The organism is Methylobacterium sp. 190mf, assembly GCF_900107945.1.
GTDB lineage: Bacteria > Pseudomonadota > Alphaproteobacteria > Rhizobiales > Beijerinckiaceae > Methylobacterium.
In genome coordinates this window covers 163,461-182,514 of sequence record NZ_FNVI01000008.1, presented here as the reverse complement: position 1 = coordinate 182,514, position 19,054 = coordinate 163,461, and the positions used below count along the sequence as shown (strand labels likewise).

At 71.9% G+C, this 19,054-nt stretch carries 19 protein-coding genes; 5 read left to right on the top strand and 14 right to left on the bottom strand.

Going from position 1 to position 19,054, the window contains the following annotated elements:
• Positions 1-228: 228 nt before the first annotated feature.
• The 5 genes from C4T42_RS11875 to C4T42_RS11850 all read right to left on the bottom strand — a co-directional run bounded on the left by C4T42_RS11875 (position 229) and on the right by C4T42_RS11850 (position 5,597).
• A complete protein-coding gene (locus C4T42_RS11875; protein WP_020094863.1) occupies positions 229-573 on the bottom strand; it encodes a hypothetical protein in 345 nt (114 codons plus the stop codon).
• 219 nt (positions 574-792) lie between these two features.
• Positions 793-1,689 (bottom strand): class I SAM-dependent methyltransferase, encoded by an 897-nt coding sequence (locus C4T42_RS11870; protein ID WP_043712993.1) that lies wholly within the window; start codon positions 1,687-1,689, stop codon positions 793-795.
• Positions 1,690-2,022: 333 nt separating this feature from the next.
• A complete protein-coding gene (locus C4T42_RS11865; RefSeq protein WP_020094861.1) occupies positions 2,023-3,639 on the bottom strand; it encodes a GMC family oxidoreductase N-terminal domain-containing protein in 1,617 nt (538 codons plus the stop codon).
• 511 nt (positions 3,640-4,150) lie between these two features.
• A complete protein-coding gene (locus tag C4T42_RS11860) occupies positions 4,151-4,417 on the bottom strand; it encodes a hypothetical protein (RefSeq protein WP_042672249.1) in 267 nt (88 codons plus the stop codon).
• Positions 4,418-5,213: 796 nt separating this feature from the next.
• On the bottom strand, positions 5,214-5,597 hold the full coding sequence (locus C4T42_RS11850) for a hypothetical protein (RefSeq protein ID WP_042672250.1): 384 nt from the start codon (positions 5,595-5,597) through the stop codon (positions 5,214-5,216).
• Between the two features lie 373 nt (positions 5,598-5,970).
• Between C4T42_RS11850 and C4T42_RS11845 the strand changes: the two genes are divergently transcribed.
• Positions 5,971-6,366, top strand: a complete 396-nt coding sequence (locus tag C4T42_RS11845; protein WP_020094856.1) for a TIGR02300 family protein — start codon at positions 5,971-5,973, stop codon at positions 6,364-6,366.
• 52 nt (positions 6,367-6,418) lie between these two features.
• Here C4T42_RS11845 and C4T42_RS11840 read toward each other — a convergent pair whose 3' ends face one another.
• The 3 genes from C4T42_RS11840 to C4T42_RS11830 form a co-directional block, all read right to left on the bottom strand.
• Positions 6,419-6,694 carry a hypothetical protein gene (locus C4T42_RS11840; protein WP_103985128.1) on the bottom strand — a complete coding sequence of 92 codons (276 nt, stop codon included), beginning with the start codon at positions 6,692-6,694 and terminating at the stop codon, positions 6,419-6,421.
• Positions 6,695-6,781: 87 nt separating this feature from the next.
• Positions 6,782-7,042 carry a hypothetical protein gene (locus C4T42_RS11835; RefSeq protein ID WP_020094854.1) on the bottom strand — a complete coding sequence of 87 codons (261 nt, stop codon included), beginning with the start codon at positions 7,040-7,042 and terminating at the stop codon, positions 6,782-6,784.
• 190 nt (positions 7,043-7,232) lie between these two features.
• On the bottom strand, positions 7,233-7,913 hold the full coding sequence (locus C4T42_RS11830; protein WP_026605205.1) for a hypothetical protein: 681 nt from the start codon (positions 7,911-7,913) through the stop codon (positions 7,233-7,235).
• A gap of 146 nt (positions 7,914-8,059) precedes the next feature.
• Between C4T42_RS11830 and C4T42_RS11825 the strand changes: the two genes are divergently transcribed.
• Positions 8,060-8,311 (top strand): hypothetical protein, encoded by a 252-nt coding sequence (locus C4T42_RS11825; protein ID WP_020094852.1) that lies wholly within the window; start codon positions 8,060-8,062, stop codon positions 8,309-8,311.
• A gap of 37 nt (positions 8,312-8,348) precedes the next feature.
• Here C4T42_RS11825 and C4T42_RS11820 read toward each other — a convergent pair whose 3' ends face one another.
• From C4T42_RS11820 to C4T42_RS11800, 5 genes are all read right to left on the bottom strand, one after another.
• Positions 8,349-8,558 carry a cold-shock protein gene (locus tag C4T42_RS11820; protein WP_020094851.1) on the bottom strand — a complete coding sequence of 70 codons (210 nt, stop codon included), beginning with the start codon at positions 8,556-8,558 and terminating at the stop codon, positions 8,349-8,351.
• Between the two features lie 207 nt (positions 8,559-8,765).
• Positions 8,766-9,431 (bottom strand): 5-formyltetrahydrofolate cyclo-ligase, encoded by a 666-nt coding sequence (locus C4T42_RS11815; RefSeq protein ID WP_103985127.1) that lies wholly within the window; start codon positions 9,429-9,431, stop codon positions 8,766-8,768.
• Between the two features lie 353 nt (positions 9,432-9,784).
• Positions 9,785-10,630 (bottom strand): substrate-binding domain-containing protein, encoded by an 846-nt coding sequence (locus C4T42_RS11810; protein ID WP_020094849.1) that lies wholly within the window; start codon positions 10,628-10,630, stop codon positions 9,785-9,787.
• On the bottom strand, positions 10,603-11,313 hold the full coding sequence (locus C4T42_RS11805) for an ATP-binding cassette domain-containing protein (RefSeq protein WP_020094848.1): 711 nt from the start codon (positions 11,311-11,313) through the stop codon (positions 10,603-10,605). Before C4T42_RS11805 ends, C4T42_RS11810 begins: the two co-directional genes overlap by 28 nt.
• Positions 11,310-12,005, bottom strand: a complete 696-nt coding sequence (locus tag C4T42_RS11800) for an ABC transporter permease (RefSeq protein WP_020094847.1) — start codon at positions 12,003-12,005, stop codon at positions 11,310-11,312. Before C4T42_RS11800 ends, C4T42_RS11805 begins: the two co-directional genes overlap by 4 nt.
• Positions 12,006-12,229: 224 nt before the next feature.
• Here C4T42_RS11800 and C4T42_RS11795 point away from each other — a divergent pair, with 224 nt between their 5' ends.
• The 3 genes from C4T42_RS11795 (at position 12,230) to C4T42_RS11785 (ending at position 15,791) form a co-directional block, all read left to right on the top strand.
• The gene (locus tag C4T42_RS11795) at positions 12,230-13,321 is read left to right on the top strand and encodes a molybdopterin-binding protein (RefSeq protein WP_020094845.1); all 1,092 of its coding nucleotides are present in this window, start codon (positions 12,230-12,232) and stop codon (positions 13,319-13,321) included.
• The gene (locus tag C4T42_RS11790) at positions 13,318-15,297 is read left to right on the top strand and encodes a molybdopterin biosynthesis protein (protein ID WP_020094844.1); all 1,980 of its coding nucleotides are present in this window, start codon (positions 13,318-13,320) and stop codon (positions 15,295-15,297) included. The genes C4T42_RS11795 and C4T42_RS11790 overlap by 4 nt, the downstream gene beginning before the upstream one ends.
• A gap of 164 nt (positions 15,298-15,461) precedes the next feature.
• Positions 15,462-15,791 (top strand): winged helix-turn-helix domain-containing protein, encoded by a 330-nt coding sequence (locus tag C4T42_RS11785; protein ID WP_020094843.1) that lies wholly within the window; start codon positions 15,462-15,464, stop codon positions 15,789-15,791.
• A 267-nt stretch (positions 15,792-16,058) separates the two neighbouring features.
• Here the strand turns inward: C4T42_RS11785 and fdhF are convergent, their stop codons facing one another.
• The gene (gene fdhF, locus C4T42_RS11780; protein ID WP_103985126.1) at positions 16,059-19,028 is read right to left on the bottom strand and encodes a formate dehydrogenase subunit alpha; all 2,970 of its coding nucleotides are present in this window, start codon (positions 19,026-19,028) and stop codon (positions 16,059-16,061) included.
• Positions 19,029-19,054: the final 26 nt, after the last annotated feature.

Sequence of the window (19,054 nt, the reverse complement as noted above, 5' to 3'; positions counted from 1 at the left end):
GTCCGAATTCGCGGCCGCTACGAGCTGTCGCTCGATCCGCGGCCGATGCGGCTCGGATCACGAGAGTCGGGCGGCATCCCCGGGACGGATGGGGCTGGGGTCGCCGTCACGGATCCCGTCGTCGGAGCGAGGGGTTGCGGGATGGAGTCGGTCAGCCGGCCGCCGCCGCGCGTGCAGCGGCGGCCGATCGCGTGACGGAAACGCGATCCGTCGAAGATGGTCGCTCAGCTAGCCGCACACGCGCTCATGGCCGAAGAAGACAGGATTGTAGATCGCGCGGCAGTCGCCGAAGTTCGGGCCGAGGAAGGAGCTGTTCGCGGGATAGCCCCAGCTGAACCCGCCGAAGCGCCGACGGAATCCACGGTGGTAGAAATGGCGATGGTGACCGAACCCGCCGTGCCTGAAGCCTCCGTGCCCGAACCCGCGATGGCCGAAGCCTCCGTGATGGCCGAAGCCTCCGTGTCCGAAACCGCCACGGCCAAACCCGCGGGCGTCGGCACTGGCGGCACCACCGGCCAATGTCGCGGCCGCGAGACCCGCCACCATCAACATCTTCGTCGAGATCATCTTCATCGTGCGTCTCCCTGTTGGGGTGAAGGCACTCTGCCGCCGACCGATGGCCGGTCGCTGTGATCCCGGTCACAGAAGCCCGGACGCGGGGCTCGACGCGGGATCCCTCGCGGGGGCTCGGGTGCGGGCTTCGACCGAACCTCGACCGGTCGGGACGACCGCGAACTCGGACGCCGCGGCGGGCAGGCGGCCCGCGCCGTTGGCCGCGCGCGTGCGATCGCTCTACGCGCGCTGCCCCATCACGAGCGTGACCGGCTGGCCCGCGAAAGTCTCGACCGCGGTGAAGGCGCGTGCGCGAAGTTCAGCCTCCATGGCCGCGCCTTCCCACAGATGTCCGCCGCTGCGGGCCAGCCGCAGGGCAGCGAGCGCGGCGGCCGTGGGATCCGCCGGCGGAGCGTAGAGTCCGACCACCAGATACCCCCGCGGCTCGAGCGCAGCCGTGAGCCGATCGAGCGCTGCTCGGGCCGCGTCCCGGGAGAGGAAGGGTGCCGGAAGCCACGTCAGCGAGTAGCCTGCCGAATCGTCGAACCGCGTCACATCCTGCAGACGGAGTTCGATACGGCCGTGAAAGGGGCTCGCCGCCACGTTCGCGCGCGCCAAGGCCAGGGCCGGCTCCCAGATGTCCAGGCCGACGACCCGCAGCGAGGGCCAGCGTGCCGCGGCCTCCAGCGCGATGCCGCCCACGCCGGTGCCGACATCCAGGAAGCGCCCGGTGAGTGCGGCCGCGAGCGACGGGCGCTCGGTCGACAAGGCCGCCAGGCGCCGCACGACGCTGCGCGACGCCTGGCCTTGAGCCTGCAACATCGCGGGATCGCGAACCTGCCAGACCGGCGGCCGCTCCGGGTGATCCAGCAGATCCCGCGCCTCCTCGAGCGCGTGGGTGACGGATGCCAGGAGCGCGGACACCTGCTCGGGTTCGAGCTCACCGAGGCCGCCCGGGATGACGGCGGCGACCACATCGCGCAGTCGGCGCGCCACCTCGGGATCGACCGCCCTCGCGCCTTCCCGCGCGCCTTCCTTCGCGTCTTGCCGCAATCGCAGGGCCGCACCGACCGCGGCCAGGCCTCGCGCCGCGTTTCCCATCGCGCGCAGCGTGTGTTCAATCGTGTCGATAGCCATCCGCGACCGCCGAAGTGATGATCGCCACGACGCGTCGTGGCACCCGAACAGGACGGCCCGGCATCCTCGGAAAGAGGCCGGGCAAGGATCCGCGGTGTCTTTCCCGGCCGTGAGCCCGTGGATCTTCCGCCCGGGCGCTCCTCGACAGCGGCTCAGGGGACCTCAGCGCTTCCGGCCGTCACACGCGGCCTGATCGGACCGTCCGCGACGCGCGGTGCGTCGCGATTCCGGGGACGGGCTCGACGCCCGGCTCGGCCGGTGCGATGTCCGCGCGACGGGGCGTCCTGAGCGAGCCCTCCGGTCCGCCGATCGTGCTCGCTGCGGCGACGGGCGTTACAGGCCGTGCGCGCGCTTCAGCATCTCGGCGGCCCGTTCACCGATCACCGCGCACGGCGCCTGGGTGTTGCCGGTGGTCACGCGGGGCAGGATCGAGGCGTCGGCGACCCGCAGGCCGTCGATGCCGTAGACCCGGAGCGCACCGTCCACGACCGCCAGCGCGTCGCGGCCCATCCGGGCGGTGCAGCTCTGGTGCCAGTAGGTGACGGCGGCATCGCGGATGTAGTCCGCCATCGCCGCGCCGGACAGCGGACCCGGCATGGCCTCCGCGCGCACGTACGGGCGGAACGCCGGCGCGTTGCCGAGGGCGCGGCAGAGATCGACGCAGGCCGCGGCCGCCGTCACGTCGGCCGGGTGGGACAGGAAGTTCGCCTCGATGACCGGCGGCGTCGCCATGTCGGCGCTCCGCAGCCGCAGGCGGCCGCGGCTGGCGGGCTGCGCGAGGCCGGCGAACATCGTCCAGCCTTGGGCCGGAACGCCGCGCGCCGCGGTCTGCTCGCTCGGAACCGGAAACTCGACCTGGCAGAACAGCAGGTCCGGCGCCGAGAGGCCGGGCCGGCTCGTCCAGTACAGGGTCGCCTCGCTGCCGCTGTTCCGCGGCGCGATCGGGTCGGCATATTCCCAGGTGCAGCCGAAGGACACGTGGTCCTGAAGGTTCTGTCCGACGCCGGGCAGGTGCTGCGCCGACGGGATGCCGAGCGCCCCGAGCTCGTCCCGGTCGCCGATCCCCGAGAGCATCAGCACCTTGGGTGTGTGGATCGCCCCCATCGACAGGACCGTCTCGGCACGCGCGCCGACCGTCCGGACCGCGCCCGCGTGGACGAACTCGACCCCCGTGGCGCGGCGGCCGTCGAAGGTCACGCGGCGGACGAGCGCGTCCGTGAGGACGGTCAGGTTGGGGCGGTCGAGCCAGGGATGGACGTAGGCGCGGAACAGCGAGACGCGCCGGCCGTCGCGGACCAGCATGTCGGTGATCGCCGCGCCGCCGGGCCCCTCCATCATGCGCCCGTTGGGGTTGTCGAAGGTCGGGATGCCGAGGTCCCGCGCGGCGTCGAGCAGGGCGTGGGCCACGGGGCTGGGATCGGAGGCGGGCTGCACCCAGACCGGACCGCCGCTTCCGCGATGCGCCGGATCGGAGGCGCCGCGCCAGTTCTCGATGCGCCGGTAGATGTCGAGGACGCTCTCGTAGCCCCAGGCCGCGTCGCCGGCCTCGGCGGCGAAGGCGTCCCAGTCGCACCGGTGGCCGCGCGCCCAGACCATCACGTTGACGCTGGAGCCGCCGCCGAGGCCCTTGCCCATCGCCATGGAGAGCGTGCGTCCGTTCAGGTGGGCATTCGGCTCCGCGCGAAAGCCCCAGTCCCGCGCCCCGCCGAGATTGGTCGGCCAGAGGGCGGGATCGAGCACGGCCTCGGCGTCGTCCGAGCCGCCCGCCTCGAGCAGGAGCACCTGCACCTCGGGGTTCTCCGCCAGCCGCCGCGCGACGACCGACCCGGAGGCGCCCGCGCCGCAGACGACGAAGTCGTAGGCCGGTTTCAGGTCGGCGGTCAGCCGGGCCTGGTTCTCCCCCGCCCGCCGCGCGAAATCGGCCCGGTCGAGGGCGTCTGAAGTGCTCATGATCTGGAAGGTCTCACCTGTAGCAGCGGATCGGAATGATCTCGGTCAATCGAGGATCGGGCAGAAAACTCCGACGCTCACGTCTCCGCGCTCCAGCAATCGCCTCGTCGGGATTGCCGGAACATCAGTGGCGCCGCGATCGGGCTGCCGCGCGAAGCGGCGCGCGCCCCGCGTTCGACGCGCGGATCGATAACGCAATGCTTCTGTTACAGGTGGATTTCGGCGCGTGACCGCGCGCGTTACATGGGACACGGTTTCTCGTCCGCGCCACAAGCCGGCGAGCGGGCAGGTCGGATCGGCGGATCGAGCGGCAGGACACGCGAAAGCGGCGAGGCTCGCACCCCGCCGCTCGCGTCAGTCTCGTTGTCCGTTACCGGGTGGCCGCCGGCATCCTGCCGGGTTCACAGGCCCATCAGCACGCCGGCCGAGCCGACGACGGTCATCATGAGGCCGCCCAGGAAGGCGCCGATCATCGCGTAGGAGAAGGCCTTCAGCATCGTGTCCCCCGACCTCAGCAGCGGTTGCCGCCGGCGGTCTGGCCGTACTGCTTGACCGGGAAGTTCTGCTGGTTGGCATTGCCCTCCGCGGCCGAGCTCTGCGGGCAGGTCCAGGGGTCGCGGTCGTAGCGGCCGCCGAACGGGGCGCCGAACGAGCCCGTGGTTTCGACATCGTAGGGCGTGGAGCCAGTCCAGGCAGGACGATCGTAGGCCATGGCGGACGAGATCGGAGCTACGGCGAGCATGAGAGCGGTGACGGTAGCGGCGATACGGGTCTTCATAGGCTAATTCTTGCTCCTTTACGCAGTACAGTCCGAGACTTACGGTCCATTTCATCTTGCGTGACACTGATATGGGGGCGATTGTCTCGGAGCGACGTGCCGCTGCGCACGCGGCGTCCGGGATTAATCGCGCTGGCGGCGCAGCTGTGACCGCGCGTGACCAGGCTGTCTCTGCCGCCGGCGTCGCGGCCGCCCGGCAGACTGCGCTCACGAAGGCCCGCTCATTGAACCAGACGCGCGCTTCAGGTCTTCCCTCCATGCCGAGGCGATCCATCTCCGCCGAGGCATGGAGGAGCTCTATGCGCATTCTCGTTCTCGCCGCGCTCGCAGGTGTCGGCCTCGGCGTCCTGGCTGTCCCCGCCTCGGCCGTTCCCGCGGGCCCCGCGACCGGCCTCTCGTCGCCGTCCGACATGCTCACCGACGTCCGGATGAGGCGCCATCACGTGCGGCGACATTCGATGTCGCGGGTCCAGCGGCGCTATCCGGGTGCGAGCTTCGTCCGGAACAAGACCCCCGGCTCTGCGGGCGGCAGCAGCCGGGGTAACGGCGTTACCGGCAGCTACGCCGCGCCCAGCGGACGGTAGGCCCCCACGCTCGCGCAACGCGGCCCGCCCGGCCGGCCGCGGCGGGCCCCGCGCGCGCCATCGCCGTCACCGGATTCCTGCGCGCGCGCGGGACCGGGGGCGGCAGACGGCGCAGGCGGGATGAACCCCCACGGCCGGCGATCCCGCCGGCTTCCGGTTCGAGCCGGCGCCCTGCGCCCGCGCGGGCGAATGGTGGCGGATGCGTCGGGCTCTCAGCGCGCCAGTCTCGCGGGGAGCACCGTCGGCGCCGGGCTCGACGCGTTCGACGCCGCGAACGACGCGACGAATCCGGCGAGGGAGCGCACATTGTCCGGCTGCCGCGGATCCCGAGCAACCGCGGCTGCCTCGCGTTCCAGTCGAAGGTTACAGGCCTTTGTCGGAAGTCCGATATCCGGCGTGCAGGCGTCGTGGCGGGCGCAGGCTGCGTCGAGGGCGTCGATAGGCGGCAGAGGCGCGTTGTTGCCGGGGCCGCAGTAGTTGCCGTGGATGAGGAACTTCGGCCCGCCGTTGGCGGCCGGCTGTGCCAGGGACGGCGTGGCCCACGCGGCGGCGAGGCAGACGGGGGCGACGAGGCCTATGACGGTGCGAGTCAACATGGTGGAGACCCTCCAGCACCTGCGCCGCACAAGTCCCATCGGCGATGACGGTGCGAGACACGATTAAGCACCACACATCACGGCGCGACGTGCTCCGGAGCACCACCCCTATTTGGATGACGTCCTACCCGCATCGCGGACATCGCGGTCGCTGCGTCACCGCAGCGTCCGCGACATCGCCCGGCATCACGGAGGTCGGGCCCCGCCGCACTTTCCCCCTCTGCCTCCTCTGCCGATCGCGTGTCGGCACCTCTGTCGTGCAGACACGCCTCGCTCGGCGCGAAGAGGCGGGGCATCGGGCTGCTGACTGTGGTAGACATCACCGCATGCTCGCTGGCGATCCAGCGTCTCACGGCCTTCAGGGAGAGTCTCAGTGGCGCGTCCGGACCTCGGCACGAAGCGTATCTGCCCGACGACGGGGAAGAAGTTCTACGATCTCGGCAAGAATCCCGTGATCTCGCCCTACTCGGGCGAGGTCGTGCCGATCGCTGCCGCGACATCGTATTCCAGGGGGAGCGCTCCCGTCGTCGCGCGCAAAGAGGCGCCGAGCGACGAAGAGGACGAGACGGAGGGCCCCGAACTCGTCTCGCTGGACGAGGTCGAGGCCGAGGAGGCCGAGAAGGACACGGACAGCAACGCTGAGGATGACGACGCGCTCGACATCGAGGACGACGGGGAGCAGGTCGACGACGACAACCTCGTCGTCGATGAGGACGATGACGACACCAGCGATCTCGTCGAGGTCAACGACGACGATGACGACCAGTAAACCCGCACGCCGCCGCCGGTCGTCCGGCGGACGGGCGCGGGTGGCCGCAATCTCAGTCGCTGTTTGATCGGGTGGTGGGGCGGCTCATGAGCAGGGCCGCCCGCACCGCCATGCGGCGCGACGGCTCGTCGGACTCGGTGTCGACCACGATCGCGGGCGCGGAGGGGTGGGCCGCGACGGCCGCCGCGAGATCGAGCACGTGGTCCGGACCGATGGCGTGATCCTGGTTGGTCGGTTCTGCCAGGTAGGCGTCGACGGCGGCGCCGACATCCTCGATGGCGATACGCTCGGCGGTCACCAGATCCCAGAGCGTGGCCTCAGCTGACATCCGCGGCGTATCGCACCTCGCGCGAGAGCATGCAACAATGTAACAACGGCTGGCTCGCGGCGCCGGCAGGCCAGCGCGTCCGCGGGATCAGGGCCCGTCGCGCAGGGGACCGATGCAGGCCGCAACCGGGTGGCCGGCCGGCGCGAAGTGATCCAGGAGCCGGTCCCCGGACCACAGCTCGGCCAACAATCCCTCGGCCAGCCTGTCGGCCTGATGCCTGGCCTCCGCGTCGTCGCGGGCTCGGATGAGGACCGTGCCGCGGTCGCTGCCGTCCGCGCCGAACCGGTGCAACCGGTAGGCCGAGCCGGAGCCTCGGCGTTTTCCGGGGAAATCGATGAGGTCGGCCATCGCGGGCTCACGGCTCCGTAGGAGGGGGCACGCGTCCCCCAAGCCGCCGGAACCTGAAGTCTGGCCGATCCGGCGACAGATCGAGTGTAAGAGGGCCGGGACGCGAAGGATAGAGTGCGACGGACGCCCGCTCGCTGCCGAGGCAAGGCCATCAGGGCCGGAACGCGGCCCAATCAACGTTCAGGAAGGGTCAGACCGTCGGGCCGGCGGAGGTCGCGATCCACACCACGTGCCGCGGGCCGCTGCGCCCGTTCGCGTGGGGGCGAACCTCTTCGACGGCGAAACCCGAGCGCTGGAGGCGCGCCTTGAACTTGCGGTCGGGATTGGCCGACCAGACGCCGAGCACGCCGCCCGGCCGCAGCGCCCGCCGCGCCGATTCCAACCCGTGCTTGCCATAGAGGCGATCGTTCTCCGGGCGCACGAACCCTTCCGGTCCGTTGTCGACATCGAGCAGGATCGCGTCCCAGGCGGCCGGGCCGCACCGGATCAGGTGGTCGACATCGGCTTCGCGCAGATCGACGCGGGCGTCGTCGAGGCAGCCGGCGAAGACGCCCGCGAGCGGTCCGCGCGCCCAAGCCGCGACCGTCGGTACCAACTCGGCGACCGTGACTCGCGCCTCGGGCTCAAGGTTGCGCAGGGCCGCGCGCAGGGTGAACCCCATTCCGAGGCCGCCGACGAGCACCCGCGCCGCGCCCCGCCCGCGCACCCGGCCGCAAGCGAGGATCGCCAGCGCCTCCTCGGAGGCCCCGCGGGTGCTGTTCATCAGCTCGATCGTGTCGGCGACGATGGAGAACTCGTGGCCCCGCTGCATCAGGTGCAACGGGCTCCCGCCGGGAACGAGGCCGGTGTCGATGTGCCTCCAAGATGTCACAGGCGTCCCTCTGTGGGCCGGCGCCATGGATATTCCGGCAAACGGGAAGGATGGGTTATGAGACGCGCTCCTGACCGCGCGTCGCGCCTGCAAGACGCAGGGGCCGCGACGGCGTTCGCCTCGTCCGAGAAGCCGGCATATCCCTCATGGCCAAGCGTACCAAGTCTCTGCCGAAGGTGCAGGGGTTCGTGCTGTTCGACGTCACCTACGCCGACGGCAGCCGCGCCTCGAATCGGCGCGTGCCAGCCGAGATCCTGGGCGGCCTCGACGGCGACGAGCCGGCACGCACTCTCATCACCGAGCAGGAAGAGGAGATCGCCCGCAAGTCGGGGAGACCGATGCGGGAGATCGAGAGCCTGACGCGGTCTCCTGCCCCGAGTTCGAAGCCCGATCTGTGACGAGCGGCCCCGATACAGGCCACTCGTCGCGCGGTGCTCAGCCAGCCTTCAGGTTGGCGGCGCTCTCCTTGCCGCTGCGGCGGTCCGCCTCGACGTCATAGGAGATCTTCTGACCCTCGTTGAGGGAGCGAAGGCCCGCACGCTCGACGGCCGAGATGTGAACGAACACGTCCTTGCCGCCATCGTCGGGCTGGATGAAACCGTAGCCCTTGGTCTCGTTGAACCACTTCACGGTGCCTGTAGCCATGGCTGTATCCTGGTCGTCACCGGCTCGCCAACGTGGCGGGCCGTGACGCCTGAACGAGCCGCCGCGGCCGCCTGTTCCAAGGGCCCCCCCGATCAGGAGCCTCGGTTGAGACCCCCGCGCCCTCATCCGCCGACCTCAGGCCGAACGGTCCTGGGCCAGGCCCTGCCGAGCCGGCCAGCGCGGACACCGGCCCGCTCCGCGGCGCGATCAGGGTCGCTCCGTGCGGGGCCAGACGCCGCCTTCCGTCACGATGATGTCCATGGGGACGTCGTGCGCCTGCGGGTGGATCGTCGCGAGCCGCGCGAACTCGAAGCCGACGCCGATGACCCGCGGCTTCGTCGACCTGGACGCGATGGTCCGGTCATAGAAGCCGCCGCCGTATCCCAGGCGGTACCCTGCCTGATCGAAGCCGACGAGCGGCGCGATCAGGACGTCCGGGTCGACAATCTCGCCCTCTGCGGGAACGGGTATGTTCCAGACGCCGCGGATCATGCGCTCGCCCGGCGACCAGACCCGGAACTGGAGCGGGCGCGCCTTCTCGACGACGACCGGAAGCGCCAGTCGCGCCCCGCTTCCGCGCAGCTCCGTCAGGAGGGATCTGGCGTCGAACTCGCCCCTGAAGGGCCAGTAGAGACCGATCGATAGGCCCGATGCCGAAGGTAGAGCGGCTCGGAGACCCTGCTCGATCCGCTCGCTCCGGGCGGCGCGGTCCTGGGCGGAGATGCCGACCCGCCGCGCGATGAGCGCGGCGCGGGTCTCCTTTCGCCATTGCCGCATGCTCGGCCAGTCGGATGCGGCGCTCTCAGGACCGCAGGGTTCGGAAGGCCGAGGCTCCGCCGCCGGGCCGACGAAGTCGGGGCCGAGCTCGTGCATGAAGCAGGGTGGAGAGCTGTACGCGCCGAACGCGGAGTGTTCGGGCGCCGCGGGTTCCGGGGGCGTCTCAGGCCGCTCGGTTGAATGCCCGACCACGATGATCTCCCTCGCGACGGTGGACCCGCACAGTCCTGGGTGACCTCGGCCAAACGCGCGCTCGGCACCTCCGGTTCGGTGAAGCGGATCGCGACGTCCCGCGCCGCCCCGACCCGGCCGACCATCGTCCCTGGCCGGTCTCCGAGCCGCACGATGGCGAATGCCGGCGAGATCCGCCGCCCACCCTCGCGGATGCCCGGGACGGGCAGGCGCGCGCGTCGACGGCGATCCGGCGCTTCGACCCGGGGATCCCGGGTTCAGCGCGTCACGGGCGCGCCGGCGCTCGGGAAGAACAGCTGCTCGCCGCCGACCTTGTAGCCCGCGATCGCCTGCTGCCCCTCCGGTGAGACGAGCCAGTCGATGAAGGCCTGTCCCTGCTTCGCCTTCACGCCGGGGTGCCTGTCGGGATCCACCAGCATCGCGCCGTAGGGGTTGAACAGGCTCCGGTCCCCCTGAACCAGGATGACCAGGTCGGCGCGGTTCTTGAACGCGAGCCAGGTCCCCCGGTCGGCGAGGATGTAGGCGCCGAGGGCCGAGGCCGTGTTGAGCGCGGGGCCCATGCCCTGGCCGACATCCCGGTACCAGGGGCCGCGCACGGCCGCGAGATCGACGCCCGCCTCCTTCCAGCTGCGCAGCTCGGCGCTGTGAGTGCCCGAGCGGTCCCCGCGCGACACGAACGCCACCTTGCTGGCCGCGAGCTTGGCGAAGGCCTCGCGCACGCCCAGGCCGCGCACGCCGGCCGGATCGGAGGCCGGGCCGATCAGCACGAAATCGTTGTACATCACGTCGTACCGCCGCTTCGCGAAGCCCTCGGCGAGGAACTTGTCCTCGGCCGGACGGTCGTGGACCAGGACCACGTCGGCATCGCCGCGGCGCGCCGCGTCGAGCGCCTGTCCCGTGCCCAGGGCGACGACCTTCACGTCGATCCCGGACGCCTCCCGGAAGAGCGGGAGGATGTGCTTGAACAGGCCGGACTGCTCGGTCGAGGTCGTCGAGGCGACGACGATCGACACCGGTTCGGCCTCGGCCGGCGGCAGGAGGGCAGCCGCGCTCAGGAGCGCGGCCAGTCCCAGGGTCAGGAGGCGGCGACGAAAGGCGTCCACGGCAATTCCCCAGCGAGGTAGGCCCGCGCCTCGGACGTCCGGGGCGAGAACAGGATCTGTCGGGCGGGACCATGCTCGACGGCGCGGCCCGAGGCCAGCACGATCACCGCGTCGGCGAGGCGCGCCACCTGCCCGAGATTGTGTGAGACGAGCACGACCGTGGTGCCCGCCCGCGCCATCGCGGACACCAATCCCTCGACGATCTCGGTCGAGGCCGGGTCGAGGTTCGCGGTCGGCTCGTCGAGGAGGAGCAGGTCGGGGCCGACCGCCCAGGCACGGGCCAGCGCCAGCCGCTGCTGCTCGCCGCCGGAGAGCCGCGTCGCGGGATCGCGGGCGCGCTCGGAGAGGCGGACGCGGGCGAGCGCCTCCTCCACCCGCGCGGCCCGCGCAGGACGGGGCAGGTCTCCGAGAGCCAGCGCGACGTTCGCGGCCGCGGTCGCGCGGATCAGCGCCGGCCGCTGGAACACGAAGGCCCGCCGGTGCGGGCCGACCTGCACCGTGCCGCCGTCGGGCCGCAGGAGCCCGTCGACGACCCTCAGGGTGACGCTCTTGCCCGCCCCGTTCGGGCCGATGACGGCCGTGACGCTGCCCGTAGCGACCTCCAGGCAGAGACGGTCGAGCACCGTCCGACCGTCGAGGACCAGGGTCACGTCCTCGAGGCGGATGGCCGGTGTCGCGCTCATCCGTACACCCGCGCGGCGTGCCGGCGGAGCAGGGCCACGGCGACGTTCACCACCAGAACGAGGCCGATCAGCACGAGGCCGAGCGCCAGGGCGAGGCTGAGATCGCCCTTCTGGGTCTCCAGGGAGATCGCCGTCGTCATCGTGCGGGTATACCCGTCGATGTTCCCGCCGACGACGAGGACCGCGCCGATCTCCGAGATCGCCCGGCCGAACGCGGCGAGCGCGGCGGTCACGAGGGAGAAGCGCACGTCGTAGATCATCGCCGCGGCCTGACGCGGTGCGGAGAGCCCGAGGGAGCGCAGCTGCTCCCCGAGATGCACCCGGGCGTCGGCGACGACCTGCTGCGTCAGTGCGGCGACGAGCGGGGTCGCGAGCGTCGCCTGCGCGGCGATCATCGCGGCGGGGGTGAACAGCAGGCCGAGCGGTCCGAGCGGACCGGAGCGGGACAGGACGAGGTAGAGCGCGAGGCCGACGAGCACCGGCGGCAGCCCCATGAAGGCGTTGAGCAGGCCGACCGCGGCGCCGCGTCCGGGGAAGCGGGCGACGGCCAGGAACGCACCCAGGGGTATGCCGAGCACGAGACCGATGCCGACGGCGGTGAGGCTGACACGCAGCGACAGCCACGCGATCGCCAGCACGTCCCGATCCAGGCTGAACAGGCGGGAGAGGATGTCCTGGAGCGTCTGCATCATGCCCCCGGGCCGGTCCTCGGGAATCGGACGAGGCGGATGGCGAGATCAGCCGTCGAGGCCGACCTCGTGACGCAGGTTCGGCGGAATGGACCTGTCATGCCTGTCAGGGGAGCGCGTGCGGATAGGCGGCGAGCATATCGCCCGGGGCGACCATTGTCGTGTCGGCGGGTCGGCCGCCGCGCCGGCCCTTGATCATCGAACCCGGATGGCGCATCGCCGCCACGATGATCCGGAATGCGTCCTCGGCGCTGATCCCGCTTCGGGAGGCGGCGATCCTGCTCAGCGGCGCGGCGGCTCCCGTCGAACCCGCGACCGTCCCGCTCGCAGCGGCGCTCGGACGCGTCGCCGCGCGAGCGGTCGTCGCGCACGCTGCCGTGCCCACGGGCCCGACGGCGATGCGGGACGGCTTCGCGGTCGCGGCCGCCGCGGTGGGCGGCGCGTCGGCCTACGCGCCGATCTTCCCGGCGCGACCGCCACCCTGGGTCGAGGCGGGACAGCCGCTGCCGTCGGGCACCGATGCCGTCCTGCCCCCGGAGGGATTCGCGGACGGCATGGTCGTCGCGGACATCGCCCCGCGGGAGGGCGTGCGCGGAGCGGGGGAGGACGTCGCCGCCAACGCGCGGCTGATCGAGGCCGGCACCCGGATCGAGCCCCTTCACCTGCTCGTCCTGGAGGCGGCCGGCCTGGAGGCGGTCGACGTCCGTCAGCCGCGCTTGCGCGTCGTCACCGCCGGGACGTCCAGCCTCGATACCGTGTCGCCCCTGCTCGGGCGTCTGATCGCGCGGGCGGGCGGGGCGACCGAGGCGGTTCGCGCCCGGGGGGGCGAGGAGATCGCCGAGGCGATCCGCGGCGGCACGGCGGACGCGGTGCTGGTGGTCGGGGGCAGCGGTTTCGGCCGCTCGGACCACAGCGCGGCGGCCCTCGCCCGCGCCGGAGACGTCCGCGCGCACGGCATCGCCCTGCGGCCCGGGGAGACCACCGCGGTCGGCTCCGCGGCCGGCAGGCCGGTCCTCCTGGTGCCCGGGCCTCCCGAGGCGGCGCTCGCCGCGTTCCTGGCCCTCGGCCGTCCGCTCATCGCGCGGCTCGCCGGCGCGCGGGAGCGCTCGCCGCGGCGGCACGTCCTCCTCCGGAAGATCGTCTCGTCGATCGGTCTGTCCGAGGTCGTCTTCGTCCGGAGCGGGTCGGACGGCGTGGAGCCGCTGGGCGGAGCCGGCCTTCCGCTCGGTCGGTTGGTGCAGGCGGACGGCATCGTCGTGGTCGAGCCGGAGAGCGAAGGCTTCCGGGCCGGCGAGGAGGTAGAGGTTTGGGCCCTGTGAGCGCCGACGCGGACCGTGACGGGGCGGCGGATTTCGTCGCGCGCCTCGCCGCGGCCTCGAGCCAGGAGCAGTTTCTCCGGGTGATGAGCCGGGACGACGCGCTCGCGCGGTTCCGGGCGGCGGTCCCGCACGCGCGCCTGCCGTCCGAGACGGTGTCGTTGGACGACGCGCTCGGGCGCGTTCTGGCCCGCGACGTCGCCTCGCCCATGGACGTCCCGCCCTTCGACCGGTCCCTGGTCGACGGTTTCGCCCTGCGCGCGACCGACACGGAAGGCGCCGGGCCGGCGAGCCCGCGGCGTCTCACGCTGAACCGCGAGATCCTCGCCTGCGGCGTCGCGCCGACCGTCGTCGTCCAGCCGGGTACGGCGACGCCGATCGCCACCGGCGGCGTGATCCCCCGCGGCGCCGACGCGGTGGTGATGGTCGAGCACACGGAGTTCGACGCCCGGAGCCTTACCGTCGATGTCCTGACCGCGGTGCGGCCGGCGCAGTTCGTGGGCTATGCCGGGGCCGACATGGCCCGCGGCGAGACGGTGCTGCGCGCGGGAACGCGGATCACCGCCCGCGAGATCGGCATGCTGGCGGCGTGCGGCCTGGCGGCCGTCGACGTCACAGGACGCCCGCGGGTCGCAATCCTGTCCACGGGGGACGAGCTGGTCGCACCGGGCGAGCCCCTGCCCGAGGGCGCGATCTACGATTCGAACGGCGCGATCATCGCGGCCGCGGTGACCGAGAACGGCGGGGAGCCGGTCCGGCTCGGGATCGTGCGCGACGAGGCTTCCGTCCTCGAGGCCGCCCTCCGGTCCGCCCTCCGGGACAGCGACCTCGTCGTGCTCTCGGGCGGCACGTCCAAAGGCGCCGGCGACGTGTCGCACCGGGTGCTGTCCCGCCTCGGCGAGCCGGGAATCCTGTTCCACGGCGTGGCCCTGAAGCCCGGGAAGCCGCTCTGCGTGGCGGTGGCGCAGGGAAAGCCGGTCATCGTCCTGCCGGGGTTCCCCACCTCCGCGATGTTCACCTTCCACGACTTCGTCGTGCCGTACGTGCGGGCGCTCGCCGGGTTGCCGCCGCGCGAGGACGAGACGATCGCGGCGCAAGTGTCCCAGCGGGTGCCCTCCGAACTCGGCCGCACCGAGTTCGTGATGACCTCCCTCGCCCACGGTCGCGAGGGGACGATCGCCCTGCCGCTGCCGAAGGGCTCGGGTTCGGTCACCGCCTTCTCGCAGGCGGACGGCTTCTTCGCGGTTCCGGCCGCGCGCGCCGGCGTCGAGGCGGGGGAGGGCGTCGCCGTGGTCCGCCTGGGCGCCGGCGTGCGGGCGCCGGACCTGACGATCGTCGGCAGCCACTGCATCGGCCTGGACCGGGTGGTCGGCCTGCTCGGCGAGCGAGGGTACCGCGCCCGCACCATCTGGGTCGGGTCGGCCGGCGGCCTCGCCGCCCTGCGGCGCGGCGAGTGCGATGTCGCCGCCATGCACCTCTTCGATCCCGAGACGGGCCGGTACAATGCCCCGTTCCTCACCGAGGGCCTGTCCCTCGCGCCCGGGTGGTGCCGCCTCCAGGGCGTCGTGTTCCGCCGCGGCGACGCCCGGTTCGAAGGGCGCGACGCCGCGGACGCGGTCGCCGCGGCGCTCGCCGACCCCGACGCCGTGATGGTCAACCGCAACGCCGGATCGGGCACGCGCCTGCTCGTGGACGGGCTGCTGAACGGTGCCCGGCCGGCGGGGTTCTGGAACCAGCCGCGCTCGCACAACGCCGTCGCCGCGGCGGTCTCGCAGGGCAGGGCGGACTGGGGCGTGGCCATCGCGAGCGTCGCGGATGCCTACGGGCTGGGCTTCCGCCCGCTGACGGAGGAGGCCTACGACCTCGCGTATCGCGCGGACGCGCGGGAGATGCCGGCGCTCGCGGCCTTCCTGAGCCTGCTGGGCGAGCCCGAGACGGCCGCCGCGCTGCGCGCTCTGGGCTTCACGCCCGCCGCGTGAGCCGCGTGACGTGCGCACCGTTGGCCGGCCTCGACGGAACGGGACGGACGATCCTGTCGCCCGCCGGGATGATCGACGCGACCGTTTCGCGTAGGGACGCCTGCGAGGCGCTGGGGCCTCCGGCGAAGCGGCGGTGTGCGTTGGGCGAGGACACGAGCATCAGTTTGCGGATCGAGCTGGGCTCGGACACCCTGCTGGGACCGGGCAAGGCCGCCCTCTTGAGCGGCATCCGCGACACCGGCTCCATCGCCGCCGCGGGGCGCCGGATGGGCATGAGCTACAAGCGAGCCTGGTACCTCATCGACACGTTGAACAAGGCGTTCCAGGAGCCGCTCGTCTCCGCGAGCAAGGGCGGCCGCCGGGGCGGCGGGGCGGTCCTGACCAGCACGGGCGACGCCATCCTCGACAGCTACCTGCGCATGGAGCGGCTCGCCTCGGAGGCCGTGGCGGGCGAACTCGACCTTCTCGCCTCGCTGATGAAGGCCGATTCGTAGGAGCGAGGCCGCGCAGAGGTGGGCCTCCGTGGGAAGCGGTCTCTCGACGGTCGGGCGTCGGCTTCGGTCTGTGCAGCCCGCTGCGTCATCGCGAGCGCAGCGAAGCGACCCAGGGCCGCGTGATATCTGTCAGCGTCGCGCCGACTGGATTGCTCCGCTCCGCTCGCAAGGACGGCACCGGGCTGATCAATTGGAAACAGGATCAGCCCGATGTCCGCCGCCAGGGTCCGGCGGCACGCCTGGGCGCGCCGCCGGAGATCACGCCGCCTACTCGGCGGCCATGGCCGTGTGGACGGCGGAGGCCCGGGCCGCGCAGAACTTGAACTCCGGGATCTTGCCCATCGGGTCGAGCGCCGGGTTCGTCAGCAGGTTGGCCGCGGCCTCGGCGTAGCAGAACGGCATGAAGATCATGCCGACCGGCACGTCGCGGTCGGAGCGCACCTTCAGGTGGACCGCGCCGCGGCGCGTCTCCAGCTTCATCGTGTCGCCGGGCTCCAGCCCGAGCCGGTAGAGCTCCTTCGGGGCCATGAAGGCGACCGCCTCGGGCTCCAGCGCGTCGAGGACGCCGGCGCGCCGGGTCATCGATCCGGTGTGCCAGTGCTCGAGCACGCGGCCGGTCGACAAGACCATCGGGTAGTCCTCGTCCGGCAGCTCGTCCGGGGGCACCACGGCGGCCGGGACGATCTTCGCGCGCCCGCTCTCGGTGGGGAAGCCGGCGTAGAAGATGATCTCGTTGCCGGGCTGGTCCGGCGCGTCGACCGGGTAGGTCACGGCGCCCTCGCGCTCCAGGCGCTCCCAGGTGATGTTGTTGAACGACGGCATCACCATGGCCATGTCGCGGAAGATGTCGGCCGGGCCGCCGTAGTTCCAGGGCAGGCCGAGGCGCTTCCCCAGTTCCTGGATGATCCACCAATCCTGCCGCGCGTCGCCCGGCGGGGACACCACCGGCTGCGAGATCTGCACGCGACGGTCGGTGTTGGTGAAGGTGCCCGCCTTCTCGGCGAAGGCGGAGGCCGGCAGCACCACGTCGGCGTGGAAGGCGGTCTCCGTCAGGAACAGGTCCTGCACGACGAGGTGGTCGAGCATCGCCAGGGCGTGCCGGGCGTGGTTCAGGTCCGGGTCGGACATCGCGGGGTTCTCGCCCTCGACGAACATGCCCTTGATCTCGCCGGCGTGGATCGCCCGCATGATCTCGACGACGGTGAGGCCCTTCTGCGGGTCGAGCTTCTGACCCCAGAACTCCTCGAACATCTCCCGCACCGCGGCCTTCTCGACCGACTGGTAGTCCGGGTAGACCATCGGGATCAGGCCGGCATCGGACGCGCCCTGGACGTTGTTCTGGCCGCGCAGCGGATGCAGGCCGGTGCCGGGGCGCCCGATCTGCCCCGTGACGAGGGCGAGCGCGATCAGGCAGCGCGAGTTGTCCGTGCCGTGGACGTGCTGGCTGATGCCCATGCCCCAGAAGATGATCGAGGACTTGGCCCGGGCGTAGAGCCGGGCGACCTCGCGCAGGGTCTCCGCGTCGATGCCGCAGACCGAGGCCATCTTCTCCGGCGTGAACTCGACGATCTTCTCCTTGAGCGCCTCGAAGTTCTCGGTGTAGCCGGCGATGTACTGCTCGTCGTAGAGCCGCTCCTCGATGATCACGTTGAGCATCGCGTTGAGCATCGCGACGTCCGAGCCGGGCTTGAACGCGAGGTGCTTGTAGGCGTGCCGCGACAGCACCTGCCGGCGCGGGTCCATGACGATCAGCTTGGCGCCGCGCTGCTTCACGGCGTTCTTGAGGAAGGTCGCCGCCACCGGGTGGTTCACGGTCGGGTTGGCGCCGATCACGATGATGACCTCGGCGTCGAGCGCCGCCGAGAACGGCGCCGACACGGCGCCCGAGTTCAGGCCCTCCATGAGGGCGGCGACCGACGAGGCGTGGCACAGCCGGGTGCAGTGGTCGACGTTGTTCGAGCCGAACCCGAGCCGCACCAGCTTCTGGAAGAGGTAGGCCTCCTCGTTCGAGCCCTTCGCGGAGCCGAAGCCGGCGAGCGCCTTGCGGCCATGGGTGTCGCGGACCGTCCTGAGGCCGCCGGCGGCGCGGTCGAGCGCCTCCTCCCAGGTCGCCTCGCGGAAGTGCGTCCACGGGTTGGCCGGGTCGACCTGGTCGTTGGCGTCCTTCGGGACGTTGTCCAGGCGGATCAGCGGCGCCGTCAGGCGGTGGGGGTGGTGGACGTAGTCGAAGCCGAAGCGGCCCTTCACGCAGAGCCGGTTGTGGTTGGCCGGGCCGTTCACGCCCTCGGCGTAGACGATCCTCTCGTCCTTCACCTTGTAGGAGACCTGGCAGCCGACGCCGCAATAGGGGCACAGCGAGGTCACCTCGCGGTCGGGATAGACCGTCCGGGTGTTGTGCTCGGCGTCGAGGTAGGCGGACGGCATCAGCGCGCCGGTCGGGCAGGCCTGGACGCACTCGCCGCAGGCCACGCAGGTCGATCCGCCCATCGGGTCGTCGAAGTCGAACACCACCTTCGCGTCGGCCGAGCGGTAGGCCATGCCGATCACGTCGTTGACCTGGACCTCGCGGCAGGCGCGGACGCAGAGGTTGCACTGGATGCAGGCGTCGAGATTGACGCTCATGGCCGGGTGGCTGAAGTCGCCGGTCCAGCGCTCGGCCGCGGGGAAGCGGCTCTCGGACACGTCGAGGAAGTCGGCCTGCACCCAGAAGTGCGATGTCGGGTCGTGCGAGGTCGCGCGCTCGGGCTGGTCGGCCACGAGCAGCTCGAGCACCATAGCGCGGGCCTTGGTGGCGCGCTCGGTCGCGGACTTGACCTTCATGCCCACGGCCGGCGTGCGCTTGCACGAGGCGGCCAGCACGCGCTCGCCCTCGATCTCGACCATGCAGGCGCGGCAATTGCCGTCCGGGCGGTAGCCCGGCTCGGGCTTGTGGCAGAGGTGCGGGATGTGGGTGCCGAGGCGCTTGGCGACGGCCCAGATCGTCTCGCCGGGGGCGGCCTCGACCTGCTGGCCGTCGAATTCGAACGCGATGGTCGAGGGGGCGGTCGGCCGCTCCTTGAGATCGTGCAAGCCCGACGGCTCCGGGGCCGCCTGGCCGCCCGCCTTCGCCCCTTCCGAGTAGGAGCCGCCGGCTCCCGGCTTCGGGCCCGGCGCGGGGCCGCCCGCATCCTGCAGCCCGTCGGCCCGGATCTCGGGCTTCTCGGTCTTGTCGCCGCGCTGTTCGGGGGCGTTGCTCATGCGGCCGCTCCTGGCTCGGACATCGG

What these genes read in the sequence shown, in the direction of transcription:
- C4T42_RS11875 (WP_020094863.1), bottom strand. Translation starts at nt 573, where the DNA reads ATGAAGATGATCTCGACGAAGATGTTGATGGTGGCGGGTCTCGCGGCC.
- C4T42_RS11870 (WP_043712993.1), bottom strand. Translation starts at nt 1,689, where the DNA reads ATGGCTATCGACACGATTGAACACACGCTGCGCGCGATGGGAAACGCG.
- C4T42_RS11865 (WP_020094861.1), bottom strand. Translation starts at nt 3,639, where the DNA reads ATGAGCACTTCAGACGCCCTCGACCGGGCCGATTTCGCGCGGCGGGCG.
- C4T42_RS11860 (WP_042672249.1), bottom strand. Translation starts at nt 4,417, where the DNA reads ATGAAGACCCGTATCGCCGCTACCGTCACCGCTCTCATGCTCGCCGTA.
- C4T42_RS11850 (WP_042672250.1), bottom strand. Translation starts at nt 5,597, where the DNA reads ATGTTGACTCGCACCGTCATAGGCCTCGTCGCCCCCGTCTGCCTCGCC.
- C4T42_RS11840 (WP_103985128.1), bottom strand. Translation starts at nt 6,694, where the DNA reads ATGTCAGCTGAGGCCACGCTCTGGGATCTGGTGACCGCCGAGCGTATC.
- C4T42_RS11835 (WP_020094854.1), bottom strand. Translation starts at nt 7,042, where the DNA reads ATGGCCGACCTCATCGATTTCCCCGGAAAACGCCGAGGCTCCGGCTCG.
- C4T42_RS11825 (WP_020094852.1), top strand. Translation starts at nt 8,060, where the DNA reads ATGGCCAAGCGTACCAAGTCTCTGCCGAAGGTGCAGGGGTTCGTGCTG.
- C4T42_RS11820 (WP_020094851.1), bottom strand. Translation starts at nt 8,558, where the DNA reads ATGGCTACAGGCACCGTGAAGTGGTTCAACGAGACCAAGGGCTACGGT.
- C4T42_RS11815 (WP_103985127.1), bottom strand. Translation starts at nt 9,431, where the DNA reads ATGCACGAGCTCGGCCCCGACTTCGTCGGCCCGGCGGCGGAGCCTCGG.
- C4T42_RS11805 (WP_020094848.1), bottom strand. Translation starts at nt 11,313, where the DNA reads ATGAGCGCGACACCGGCCATCCGCCTCGAGGACGTGACCCTGGTCCTC.
- C4T42_RS11800 (WP_020094847.1), bottom strand. Translation starts at nt 12,005, where the DNA reads ATGATGCAGACGCTCCAGGACATCCTCTCCCGCCTGTTCAGCCTGGAT.
- C4T42_RS11795 (WP_020094845.1), top strand. Translation starts at nt 12,230, where the DNA reads ATGATCCGGAATGCGTCCTCGGCGCTGATCCCGCTTCGGGAGGCGGCG.
- fdhF (WP_103985126.1), bottom strand. Translation starts at nt 19,028, where the DNA reads ATGAGCAACGCCCCCGAACAGCGCGGCGACAAGACCGAGAAGCCCGAG.